Source organism: Chitinophaga polysaccharea, assembly GCF_007829335.1.
Taxonomy (GTDB): Bacteria; Bacteroidota; Bacteroidia; order Chitinophagales; family Chitinophagaceae; genus Chitinophaga; species Chitinophaga polysaccharea_B.
The window spans coordinates 529,962-541,950 of record NZ_VIWO01000003.1; the positions used below are offsets into that span (position 1 = coordinate 529,962).

Genomic DNA, 11,989 nt, shown 5'->3' on the forward strand with positions numbered 1-11,989 from the left:
ATGGAAGCTGCTACCTGGGTAACGATCAACGCGGCAAGAGATGCTGCCCTGCAGGTATTACTGCATAATGTAAACGGTCCGTTTCATGGTTTGCCCCGCACTGCAGGCTGGGGCTATCCCGAGCCGTATACGAGGGATTTGTTGCTGTCGTTTTTCGGTGTGGCAGTAACAGGGAATGAAGTACTCATCAAAAGTATTAAGCGGGTGTTGGAAACGCTGGCCAAAAACCAGACACGGCACGGACATATTGCCTCCCTGGTACATGATAAAGAGGACCTGGGTTCCAGCGATAGCACCCCTTTATTCCTGTTGGCGACAGGGATGTACCGGCAGTTTTCCGGCGATACCACTTTCCTGGAAGAAGCGGTAGACAGATCGCTCACCTGGATGGAATACCAGACGCCATCTGACCGTTACCTGGTAGCACAGCAGCCTACCAGCGACTGGCGGGATGAGCAATGGGTATTAGGTTATGGGCTATTCGTAAACACCCTGGTATATAGCTACCTGCGGATATTAGGTCATCATGAACGCGCAGCGAAAGTAAAGCAAGACATGGGAAGGTTTACCATCACTGCCGGTGTACAACACCGGCATGTACATGAAGGACTGATGGTGAAGTATAAACCCTACTATGCTATGTGGTCGTATAAAGTACTGAGCAGCGAGCGGTTCGACCTGCTGGGCAATAGCCTGGCCATTCTTTCCGGCATAGCGCCACCCACGCGTGCTGCTGAAATGGTGGCCTGGATTGAAGAAGAATGCGCCGCCCTGATCAACAGCGGACAGCTGGCCGTAAAACTGCCGCCTAACTTCTTCCCCTATACGAAGCCGGGAGATTACGACTGGCATGAGCGATATGCCATCTTCAACCAGCCGGGAGAATATCACAACGGAGGCATCTGGCCATTTATCTGCGGCTTTTATATCGCCGCACTGGTGGCCGCCAAAAAGTACCGGCTGGCGGAAGAAAAGCTGGTGGAACTGACACGGGTAGTGACCATCAGCAATAGCGGCACTGTACCATATGGATTTAACGAGTGGCTTAAAGCGCAGGATGGAAGCGCCAAAGGGCAGGAATGGCAGACCTGGAGCGCGGCGCTGTACCTATATGCGGTGAAATGTGTAGCAGAAAGGCGGACACCTTTTTTTGAGGAGATCAGGATGGCGGGGTAGGGATGGCTTTAATCCTTTCCGTGTTGAAGATGTGCTATTAGCTAGATAATTATGTGTAACTAATTCCCTTCATAATTACTTCCAGCCCCTATCTTTGCACCATAATCCCTTTTTGTGTTTTTAAACCGATGAAAATGAGTCGTTTTACATCCCTGTATCTGTTGGCGTTTTCCCTGCTAACCCTTAGTGCCTGTGGCAGTCTTGAAATGGCGCATCCCGATGGCCCCACGCCGGTGAATCCCCCTGGTACACCTTCCACAGGTGGTGGCAAGAGTAAAGTAGAAGGCACCTGGAGCTTTGTAGGCGCCACAAATTATAGTGTGGCCACTTCTTCCCAGCAGGGAATGACAGCTGTAATGACCTGTTCTTACAAAACTGTCGACAACCAGGGTGATATTATTTTTGACGGTAAAAATATGACTGCTAAAAACTTGGGTTATATTTTAGATGGAAGTATCAGATCAGTTTTATCTGAAGGCAGCACCGTACTGAATGATATGACTATGCCACTGGGTATGGCTTTGCCTCCATATAATTCTTCCGCTCCCTATAAGCAGCTGGATGATAATACAATTTATATGGAGAAAGGATTCATCCAGGATGTTTCGGGTATGATTGGTACCGAATCAACCGGCGGAGCTGCTAAAATATCCTGGAGTGGAGATACCTTAGTACTGACTGTAGACCTGGCCCAGGTAAATGCGCCGGGAACAAAGCTCTCGGGGTCGCAGGTGGTTAAGTGTGTGAAGAAGTAAAATATAAAAATAAGAAGCATCTTTTTTGCAATGCCCCCAAAAGTTGGAAACTTTTGGGGGCATTGTATTTTTCGTATGGGGATTTGCCGTTTAGTATTCCCACCGGTTCACCCAGCCGGGAATTTATTTCTTTAAATGTATATACATATATACATATTGATATCATTTTACTGATTTTTTGAAATATGATTTACTTTTTCAGGCAATATAATTAATGGGCTAATCTCTCCAGGGAAGAAATCAATACGAAAGCTACCGGTAAATTTTTAGCGGGCGAATTACAGCTGAGACCAGGCGCTGCCATCCTTTTCAGAAAGCGATTCGCTTTTAACCAGGCTGGTCGTTTCATAGCATATATTTGCATTGTTACCGGGTCAACTGCTTTATCTACAGTGCGTAGCGTAGCAGGGAGTAACGATGGCATTACCACTTACCACAAACAGGAATTAGCCTCCCGGATCTGTTTAGACGCTTATTTATTGTTACTATATTGATTCTTGGGCGCCTGTTTACCCGGAGTATATTGTAAACCCCATTTTTCATGGGATTTAACTGCGATTTTGAAAGAAAATATTTTGGAAATTATCAATTTAGAGATATGTTTGTACATATATACATATATAGCCTCGGGAAACGATCCGGAAATTACCATTAATGATCTCTTTCGGAACCTGGTATCTCCTGGCAGCAAGAGATTGATTTACCAATAAATTTTAAATGCTCGGACACGGATGAAAACCGGGAACAGGAAAAATGGCATTCTCTTTTATGGCCCTACTATCATGAAGTCGGCAGGTATTGTTACGAACGATGTTCTTTTCACCAGGTCATATTGGGACTAGCCAATCCTGCACATATACGGGGTACGGTAGTATAGGTTTTTATTATGACCACTGGTTCGTGAAACTGTTTCCCGTTATGAGAGATTGTTTAGGAATCGCTGCGACCTTTTTTAATTTTTCTTTTTTCTGTTTGCTTTCTTTTTTCTATGCTAAGCGTAAGCTAATGGAAACAAAAGGAAAAGCCTGGAAGAGATAGAAAAGATGTTAGCTTAAAAAGGAGCTGAGTGATAGGGTAGTTAATATATATACTTTAAAGTAAATACAGGTTATTCCATATGAAATTGCTAAAACTGATCCTTTTATTAACCTTTCCAGTGATGTTAAATGCACAGATTGCCGCTGTGGATGCTGGTAATGGGGCCGTAAATAATACGGTTACAGATATTGTGGTAGCTTTTAAAATGCACGTTGATATCGGCTATACAGATTGGGCGGAGGCTGTGCTTCAAAAATATTCGGGTCACATGTTGGAAAAAACACTGAGCTTCATTGATCAAACGGCTTCGCTACCCAAGAGTGAGCAGTTTGTATGGACCATCCCTGCCTGGCCTTTGCAATACATGCTTGACAATTGTACGCCTGAAAATAAAGTGCGGTTGGAAAAGGCCATTAAAGAAAAACGCATCATCCCGCATGCGCTGCCTTTTACGCTGGAAACCGAGTCGAGCGACATGGAAAACCTTACCCGGGGGCTGTCATTTGCCGACAATATCAATCGCCGGTTAGGACTTGAACCTGCCCGTGACGCCAAGTTCACTGATGTGCCTGAGCATTCGTGGGTCATTCCGACATTATTAAAAAATGCAGGCATAGATATTTTGCATATTGGTTGTAACCCCGGTTCAGCTTCACCCGACGTGCCCACCTTGTTTTGGTGGCAGGGACCGGATGGCTCGAAACTCCTCACTTTTTATTGGGCACAATATTATGGTTCCGGAATTTTGCCACCCAAAAATTGGCCGCATAAAACATGGCTGGCCATGATCCATACGCATGAAAATACGGGTGCGCCGGACCCTAAAGATGTAGCTGCTTTGATAAAGGAAGCAAAGGAAAAAATGCCCAATGCGCGGATACATATCGGAAGAATTGCTGATTTTTACGACTTGTTGATGAAGGAAAATCCAAAATTGCCGGTTATAAAAGGCGATATGCCGGATACCTGGATTCATGGCTTTATGTCGATGCCCGAAGAAGTGAAAACAAATAAAGTTTTCCAACGCGAAACTTATGTGGCCGAGCAGTTGAATACCCATATGAACTTATGGAAAGGGAAAAATGTTTCAATAGACCGGTACGTCAATAAAGCAATGGAGAACATGTTATTATTTGACGAACATACATTTGGCGCTGCCATTTCGCACGGACATCAATCGTTTTGGAAATATGGAGATGACTTTAAAATTAACAAGGCTGCCGGCAATTACTACTTCCTGGAAAAGTCATGGGAGGAGAAATCAGCCTATACAAAAATGGCAGAAAGAACCATATGGCCACTAAAACGTAATCTCCTTTTTGAGTTAGTGAAATCTGTACAGGATAAATCAGCACACGTTACTGTTTACAACCCCCTGCCTTGGAAAAGAAGCGGGCGGGTTGCGTTGTTCCAGAGCGAATACGAAAACCCGTTACATCCTGTGCCACCCGTTACCTCATTGAAAGATCTGGAAACAGGAAAGATTATTCCCGTATACCAGGATCATAACCTGCTTTCTTTTGATGCCACTGATATTCCAGCCGGCGGATATAAAACCTTTGTTGTTTCTGATGAGCATACAGACATTTCTCCAACGCTTTCAGCTAATGAGCAAAACAATATATTTGAGAATAAATATTTCAAATTGACGATTAACTCCTCTACAGGAACATTGCTGTCGGTCTTTGATAAACAAAACAACCGGGAGCTGGTGGATACGCAGAGTAAATATGCTTTTGGCGAGTATGTTTATGAACAGCTGGGGCAAGAAGACGTAGCCACCTACAACAATAATTACATAAAGCCGGGAAACGAGGGATGGGCTGGTCAGGAGTTCATCCGGTTAAAAGATCAGCTGGCAAATCAAAAACGCATAAGATTCACGGGAAGATGTGATAGAATAGAATGGCTTAAAGACAAAAGTATGATACGTGCCACAGCTATGTGCCAGCTAAATGACAGCAGTGCGCAGCGTTACCTGGTTAGTTATACGCTTTATGAAAACCAACCCTATATAGAAATTACCGTTGGATTGGATGGCAAGAAGCCTGTATCCAATCCTGAAGCGGGTTGGCTGGCTTTCCCCTTTGCCTTAAACAAACCGGAATACCGGTTGCTGCGTACCGGTGGTATAGTAGATCCGCAAAAGGATTTGGTGAACAAGACCAATCACGATTTTTATTTTCTCAACACCGCGATGGCAATGTATGATAACGTGGGCGGTATTGGGCTGAATTGCCCACATACGCCAGGTGTGAGTATCGATCAGCCAGGAATAGGCGTTTATTCCCAAACAAGAACACTTTCTACCGGCACAGTATTCTCTAACCTTTACAACAATGTTTGGGGTACAAATTTCACTGAATGGGTAGAGGGATCACACGCGGCGAAATTTTATATCTGGAGCTACAAAAACTATGATGCAGCTTCCTCCTTCATTACTCCCGCAGAAGAAACACGCACGCCATTGAGCGCAGCTTTTTATGCGCCAACAGGGTTGGCATTTGCGTATAATTATGAAACCAGCGGTGAGCTGCCGAATATCCAAAGCGGTCTTTCACTTGACCGGAAAGGGATTTTGGTTACTTCATTCAACAAAACCGGGGCTGAAGCGAAGATCCGGTTTTGGGAAGAAGCAGGTCGTTCAGGGAAATGTACCGTAACGCTTCCCGGGAATGCTTCATTCAAAAAAGCCTACCTGTGTAATTTGCGGGGGGAATTGTTAGATAAAAACGGGATTGTAATTTCAAACAGCTCTTTTACATTTGAAATTGGCGCTAACCAGCCACGGACATTTATATTGAAGTAGTTCCTTATATGCTGTTGAGCCATACGCGCCGCAATCGCTGGCCGCCGTAATCAACGGGACGGCAGCACCATGCATTAAGGCTTGACAAAAAAAATCGTAACTATAAAAAAATCCAAGGTAGCTTTTTAATATTGGTGCAGCTGCACATAGCTACAGTAAAGAGATGAAGCCAAATTCCGTCGCAAAAAAAAAACAGGCATTCCGGGGATTCGCTTGTCAACACACCTGTGAAAGAGATCATCGTCGTTTTTAAAACGCATTTCGACATTGGCTATACACACCGGTAAAGGATATTATACAGTACTGCAGCACTGATATGATAGACTGTGCCCTTAAAACCATGAAGGCTGAGGAAGCACAGAAAAAGATGCCCGGAGTAAGCATACGCGTAGGATTACTAACAATAACACTATTAGCGGTACACTTTACTGATTTTGTCAACTGTGCCAGGTTTTCCTGGTTAAGGCGGCGGATACAAATTTATTGCGTTATGAAAAATATTCGAATAACGACGGTGCTGCTGAGCTGTCTATTAAATACATTGATAGTTTACGCGCAGAAAACAACGCTGGAAGATTATAATATAAGGTGGAACACGCCTGGTATTAATTCACAGGGGTCTATGCCTATTGGTAACGGTGATATTGGCGCCAACGTATGGGTGGAAGCCAACGGAGATCTTTCGTTTTATGTTTCCAAAACGGACGCCTGGGATGACCTGGGGCGCCTGGTGAAGTTGGGGAAGGTGCGGGTGTCTGTTACACCTAACCCATTTAACGAAAAGGACTTTTTACAGGAGTTGAAGCTACCGGAAGGAGAAATCCTGGTCAGCTATGGAGGCACGGAAATCAAATGTTGGATAGATGCCAATCACCCTGTTATGCAGGTGGATGTGAAAAGCAGTAAACCCGTGAATGTACGGGTGACTTATGAAAACTGGCGTGAAGAGCGGACGGTATTGACGGGGAATGAGGGATGGAGTGTTTGGGGGCTTGGAAACAGGCAGATGTCGGGTGATTGTTCGAAAGTGATATATGCAGAAGCTGATTCGCTGATGTTGAATAACACAGAGACAATCATTGCTTTTCACCATAATGTTAATTCTATCTGGAAGAATAATATGGAAATACAGGCATTGTCTGCTGTTGCGGCGCAAAGCCCGGACCCATTGCTTCACCGGAATTTTGGATTATTGATTGACGCTTCGGGGATGAGAAATATTGCAGATACCGTGCTTGTAAGCGACAACGCTGCTAATAGTTTCCGGGTAAATATTTTCCCCTTTACACAAACAGGTGAGGTAGCAGCGTGGATACAAACGCTTCTTGCCCGGGCGAAATCCATTAAGGCCATTCCAGCATCCAGGCGGGAGGTGGCCCACAAGGCGTGGTGGGCCGGTTTTTGGAACCGCTCTTATATTTTCCTCACTGCAAAAGATTCGGTAAATAGAACTGAGGCGGAAACGGTAACACGAGGCTATATTTTACAACGTTTCATGAATGCGGGTAGTGGAAGAGGAGGCTCCCCCATTAAGTTTAACGGCAGCATTTTTACAGCGGATACCTATCACCGTAATGACGAATATCACGGGCTCAATGCCGATTTCCGCCGTTGGGGAGGATGTTATTGGTGGCAAAATACGCGTTTGCCATATTGGTCGTTGCTTGCTTCGGGCGACTTTGACCTGATGGCACCACTCTTTTCCATGTATATGAAGGCGCTCCCCCTGCGAAAAGCGGCCACCACAAAATATTATGGACATAGTGGCGCATTCTTTCCTGAAACCATGAATTTCTGGGGCACTTATGCAGATGGAGATTATGGATGTAACCGCGAAAATATAGCAGATGGTTACGTGAAGAATCCTTATGTACGTTATTACTGGCAAAGCGGACTTGAACTGTCGCTCATGATGCTGGACTACTATTCTTTCACGCAGGACGACCAATTTGCAAAAGATACCTTAGTTCCGTTTGTATCTGAGATACTTACTTTCTATGACCAGCACTGGAAACGTGGTAGCGACGGAAAAATACTTTTTGATCCTGCTATGTCACTGGAAACTTTTCACACCGCCGTGAATCCACTACCTGAAATAGTTGGCATTACGGTAGTAGCGGGGAAAATGCTTCGTTTACCGGAGCAGCTGGCCAACAAAGAAAGGAAAACGAAGTGGGCAAAATTAATAGCTGATTTGCCGGCATTACCTATTCGTATGCTGGGTAATGATACCCTGCTTGCGCCTGCGCATAGCTACAGCAATAAGGCCAATTCGGAGAACCCGGAAATGTATGCCATATTTCCATACCGGATGTTCAGGGTTGGTAAACCCGGTATAGAAATGGCCCGCAGAACATTTGCGGCAGCAGCACACAAGGAAAACGGCGGCTGGCAACAAAATGCAATTCAGTCAGCTTATCTTGGACTGGCGGAGAATGCGAGGAAAATGATTGTGGAAAGTTTTTCAAAATGGGACAGCAACTTTCGTTTCCCCGCTTTTTGGGGACCCAATTATGACTGGACACCCGATCAGGACCATGGTAGTGTAGCCTCCCTTGCATTACAGCGTATGCTGCTCCAATACGGTGACGACGATGTACAGTTATTGCCGGCATGGCCCCGGGAATGGAATGCGCGTTTTAAAATAGCCGGACCGGGGAAGAAAGTTTACAAAGGTACTGTTGAAGATGGGCGGTTGAAGCTGGAAGGGAAAAAATAGAGAAAATTAAAAAATAAAGAGGGACAGCTGGTCCCTCTTTATTTTTTAACCCGTTTGCTTCTATTATTTTTTAATACTTCCGGTAATAGCGGGTAACCGTATTATCACTCCAGGTGATGTCTACATGATCCCAACCGTTGGTATACCGATGGGTGGCATATTTTATCTTCATTGCATCCCTGGGTAGTTCCCTGTCATAATCCAGGCTGGGATCACTCACGCTGTTATATTTGTTCCGATAGATAGTAGGGTGAAGGGTGATATCGGTTCCCTTTTGTTCGGCGGTACCTTTCATATAAAAGAATGCATATGATTTCAAACCACCCAATCCTGAGCTGGTAAAGCGGCAAATTTCAAAATCTCCGTTAGCGCTGAAACGGATACCATTGCCTGGGCGCGGTACCATATCCCATGGGGTAGGCGCGTTGTTAAACCAAATGCCGGTAGTAGGATTGTATACTGTAAGATTGAAATGCAGATCGGGATCCATATTTGCTTCATCGAGGCCAAACCAGGAATCGCCGGCGATGTCGGTAGTGATGTCGGTGCGTGGAGTAGCGGGAGTGCCTTTATCGTCTTTGTTTTTTTTGCAGGCAATGTTCAGGCTGAGCAAGATAGTGGCTAATGCCGTTCCTGTTATGGAGCGGAGTAATTTTAATCTCATATTAACTAGCGTTTATTGGATGTTGGTAATGGGGTTGATTACATTTTTCTGATGACGCGAAACCGGCCCTTCATATTTTTATGGCGCACTACCAGGTTAGGGCACAGGCCTTCCTCTTTATATACAGTGGCACTAAAGGAACCTTCCAGGTATTCTACATCTCCCGATTTTTCTGTTTTCGTTATCGCTATTCCGCCGGGTGAGGCTATGGGGTCCGACATGCAAGGCGTATAGTTGTGAACGTATCCATTGCCTGGTCCGCCGTTATATACCGCGATGCCTGTTCCTGCACTTTCCTCTACTGCGAATGGATAAAATCCGGAATTGGCGCCATTGGTTACCAGCATAATACTGGTGGTGGCAGATAAATTACCATTGATGATAAACTTTCCATCTTCCATCATATAGAAGATACTATTGAGGGTATACGGAATGCCATCTATTTCTGCAGTGAAATAGGTTTCATCCACGATATAAATATTGGACAGCAGCACGGCTTTGCCGGTAGCGCCTGGGCGTACATACCCTGCAGGGATGAAATTGTATATTTCTACGCTTACCTGTACCGGGTTGTGGCCTGGTATCTGATCCGGGGCGGTATAGAGCGCACGTTTGTTGCTGGACTCAACCGTGAGCTTACCATCCTGGAATATCTGCCAGTTCTTTATATTCTTAGGATTGTCTTCAGCATGGGTATCCGCTATTTCTAATGGATCGTCTTTTCCCAGCGGTGCCAGCAGGAAAGGTGATGAAATGTCGACGGTAGTAGATCCTTTAGGTTTCAGTTCATGGTGTTCTACATTCAGCCAGAATTCGGCAAACGGCGCCCAGTCGCTAAAGTGCGTGGTATTGACGGTGAGCGTGCGCGCCGTTTCATCCAGAGCTGTTTGCGGAATACATCTCCAAATGCCATCGTTGCTTTGGAATGCAAGGAATAATACTTGTGCTGCAGTGCCTTCCAGGTCGTTGTCGTTGTAATGGAAGGAGAGGGTTACCGGTTTGGTAAAGGTTTGCCCTTCTGGTAACAGACGATACGCATTACCGGGACTACCAGGCAATGTATTGGTAACCGGTTGAATGGTAAAATCGGTTTCTTTGGTTACTGCACCTGCAGGCACGTCCAATTTCATGCGACCATCGGTGGTGGTAAGTGTGCCGCCAGCAGGGCCTATTTGGGCATGTACCGCTTCTCCCACAGGGGCGCCTTTATCGTGTACGGTACCATGTTGGGGAACCGTTGCAGGTTGATTGTTATCGTTCTTTTTACAGCTGTAAAGGGCGATCAGCATACCGCCCAATAAGAGGAATGTTTTGGAGTTTTTAAAAAATGAACACATGATGCTTGTTTATAACAATTTGATAAATAAAAGAGGGGCTACTCTTTGCGGTGGCAAATCTAGCGCAGGCATATGAAGCCAGCTTCGGTGAAAAACCGGATAAAAATAATTACGTAGTAGTACTTAAATTTCCAGTGCTTAATAACGGGGCCACTCGTTGATGCTTCGAGTTGATGTATTAATGTTGAAATATCATCAGGTTGAATAACGGTGTTAATAGGGGGAAGCCTTTTCCTGATTTTGTGACGCTTTCCAACAATAGCCTTGAAGGGGCTATGTCTGCAATGTTTTTAAAGTTCCTGGGAATAGCTTTTTTTGAGTAGAGATAATAGAAGACAGTAAAACTGTGCTATATTTAATTTTTCAAGCCACTTTTATAAATATGCACCATTTATTCCCCGATCAATTTCCTGTACTGCAAACCTCACGGTTACGCCTCATCGAAATACAGCATGTCCATCAGCCGGATTTATTTTACCTGTTTACCGACAAGCTGGTAACACAGTATTATCATGTAGTGCCATTGCGGGAAGTGGCCGATGTGAGGAAGATCGTGGATATGCTGAAACAGCGTTTCCAGGATAAACAGGCCATACGCTGGGGGATTGCGTTAGAAAATCAGCAGGAGTTAATCGGTACCATCGGTTTCAACAGTTGGGTGGCGGGTCATAAAGCGGTATTAATTTATGCGCTGGTGCAGGAATACTGGGGCAAGGGGATTATGACAGAAGCGATTAATGCCGTGGTACAATATGGGTTTGATACTTTGCAGTTAAAACGGATCGAGGCGGAAGTGTTACAGGGAAACACAGGATCCGAACGGGTGCTGGAGAAAACAGGTTTTCAACATGAGGGCTTGTTGCGGCAGGGGATGATGTGGAATGGTGTGGCTTATGATATTAATATGTATGCGCGGTTGGCTACCGATCCGCCGCCGGGAAGTATCTTTATTGACCGCCGTTGAACAGCATGACAATGACAGCTGTTCCGATGTAGCGGAACAATAAAGACACTTTTTATACCGTGGTTATTGAGTTAGCTCTTGTGGGCAGCCGCTTTTTTAGGAGCCGCTTTCTTGGTGGCAGTTTTCGGGGAACTGGCTTTAGGGACGGTTGTTTTTTTTGCAGCTGTTTTTTTGCCAGCAGCTTTCTTTTTAGGCGTTACTGCTTTCTTGTCTGAAAGTCCTGCTACCATGGCCTTACTGGCTTTCTTAATATTGCGGAGGAATTTCTTCTCTCCCAGTTTCTCTTTTAAATCAACCAATGCGGCTGTTAATACTTCGGCAACTTTTAAACCAGCTTCTTTTTTCAGATGCTTGCCTACTGGTTTCCTGGAATCGCTCATGGATTTATAATTTTTACAAAAAGTGATGATATTCAAAATTAACAATTATATAATATTGTCAATGTTAAGTTTTATAGTCCTTTGGACAAAAGAGGTATGTGTAATGTAAAAAATAAATATATGTGTTCCTGGTACTTTGAATGGGCG

Annotated in this window: 9 protein-coding genes; 5 read left to right on the forward strand and 4 right to left on the reverse strand. The window is 44.8% G+C overall.

Translation table 11 applies throughout. The features are described from left to right. A complete protein-coding gene (locus tag FHW36_RS13740; protein ID WP_145669812.1) occupies positions 1–1,176 on the forward strand; it encodes a glycoside hydrolase 100 family protein in 1,176 nt (391 codons plus the stop codon). Positions 1,177–1,310: 134 nt separating this feature from the next. Continuing rightward, positions 1,311–1,931 carry a hypothetical protein gene (locus FHW36_RS13745; RefSeq protein WP_145669814.1) on the forward strand — a complete coding sequence of 207 codons (621 nt, stop codon included), beginning with the start codon at positions 1,311–1,313 and terminating at the stop codon, positions 1,929–1,931. 211 nt (positions 1,932–2,142) lie between these two features. Here FHW36_RS13745 and FHW36_RS30510 read toward each other — a convergent pair whose 3' ends face one another. Then, positions 2,143–2,280 carry a hypothetical protein gene (locus tag FHW36_RS30510; RefSeq protein ID WP_186452428.1) on the reverse strand — a complete coding sequence of 46 codons (138 nt, stop codon included), beginning with the start codon at positions 2,278–2,280 and terminating at the stop codon, positions 2,143–2,145. 768 nt (positions 2,281–3,048) lie between these two features. Here FHW36_RS30510 and FHW36_RS13750 point away from each other — a divergent pair. Next, positions 3,049–5,778, forward strand: coding sequence for a glycoside hydrolase family 38 N-terminal domain-containing protein (locus FHW36_RS13750; protein ID WP_145669815.1), 2,730 nt, complete (start codon positions 3,049–3,051; stop codon positions 5,776–5,778). A 490-nt stretch (positions 5,779–6,268) separates the two neighbouring features. Continuing rightward, positions 6,269–8,497, forward strand: coding sequence for a DUF5703 domain-containing protein (locus FHW36_RS13755; RefSeq protein ID WP_145669817.1), 2,229 nt, complete (start codon positions 6,269–6,271; stop codon positions 8,495–8,497). Between the two features lie 70 nt (positions 8,498–8,567). Here FHW36_RS13755 and FHW36_RS13760 read toward each other — a convergent pair whose 3' ends face one another. Beyond that, positions 8,568–9,161 (reverse strand): hypothetical protein, encoded by a 594-nt coding sequence (locus tag FHW36_RS13760; RefSeq protein WP_145669819.1) that lies wholly within the window; start codon positions 9,159–9,161, stop codon positions 8,568–8,570. 38 nt (positions 9,162–9,199) lie between these two features. Further along, positions 9,200–10,498, reverse strand: coding sequence for a hypothetical protein (locus FHW36_RS13765; protein ID WP_145669820.1), 1,299 nt, complete (start codon positions 10,496–10,498; stop codon positions 9,200–9,202). A 382-nt stretch (positions 10,499–10,880) separates the two neighbouring features. Between FHW36_RS13765 and FHW36_RS13770 the strand changes: the two genes are divergently transcribed. After that, positions 10,881–11,462, forward strand: a complete 582-nt coding sequence (locus tag FHW36_RS13770) for a GNAT family N-acetyltransferase (protein WP_145669821.1) — start codon at positions 10,881–10,883, stop codon at positions 11,460–11,462. Between the two features lie 71 nt (positions 11,463–11,533). Here the strand turns inward: FHW36_RS13770 and FHW36_RS13775 are convergent, their stop codons facing one another. Further along, positions 11,534–11,842 (reverse strand): histone-like protein 2, encoded by a 309-nt coding sequence (locus FHW36_RS13775; RefSeq protein ID WP_145669822.1) that lies wholly within the window; start codon positions 11,840–11,842, stop codon positions 11,534–11,536. Positions 11,843–11,989 lie beyond the last annotated feature (147 nt).

What these genes read in the sequence shown, in the direction of transcription:
- FHW36_RS13770 (WP_145669821.1), top strand. Translation starts at nt 10,881, where the DNA reads ATGCACCATTTATTCCCCGATCAATTTCCTGTACTGCAAACCTCACGG.
- FHW36_RS30510 (WP_186452428.1), bottom strand. Translation starts at nt 2,280, where the DNA reads ATGAAACGACCAGCCTGGTTAAAAGCGAATCGCTTTCTGAAAAGGATG.
- FHW36_RS13745 (WP_145669814.1), top strand. Translation starts at nt 1,311, where the DNA reads ATGAGTCGTTTTACATCCCTGTATCTGTTGGCGTTTTCCCTGCTAACC.
- FHW36_RS13740 (WP_145669812.1), top strand. Translation starts at nt 1, where the DNA reads ATGGAAGCTGCTACCTGGGTAACGATCAACGCGGCAAGAGATGCTGCC.
- FHW36_RS13775 (WP_145669822.1), bottom strand. Translation starts at nt 11,842, where the DNA reads ATGAGCGATTCCAGGAAACCAGTAGGCAAGCATCTGAAAAAAGAAGCT.
- FHW36_RS13755 (WP_145669817.1), top strand. Translation starts at nt 6,269, where the DNA reads ATGAAAAATATTCGAATAACGACGGTGCTGCTGAGCTGTCTATTAAAT.
- FHW36_RS13760 (WP_145669819.1), bottom strand. Translation starts at nt 9,161, where the DNA reads ATGAGATTAAAATTACTCCGCTCCATAACAGGAACGGCATTAGCCACT.
- FHW36_RS13750 (WP_145669815.1), top strand. Translation starts at nt 3,049, where the DNA reads ATGAAATTGCTAAAACTGATCCTTTTATTAACCTTTCCAGTGATGTTA.
- FHW36_RS13765 (WP_145669820.1), bottom strand. Translation starts at nt 10,498, where the DNA reads ATGTGTTCATTTTTTAAAAACTCCAAAACATTCCTCTTATTGGGCGGT.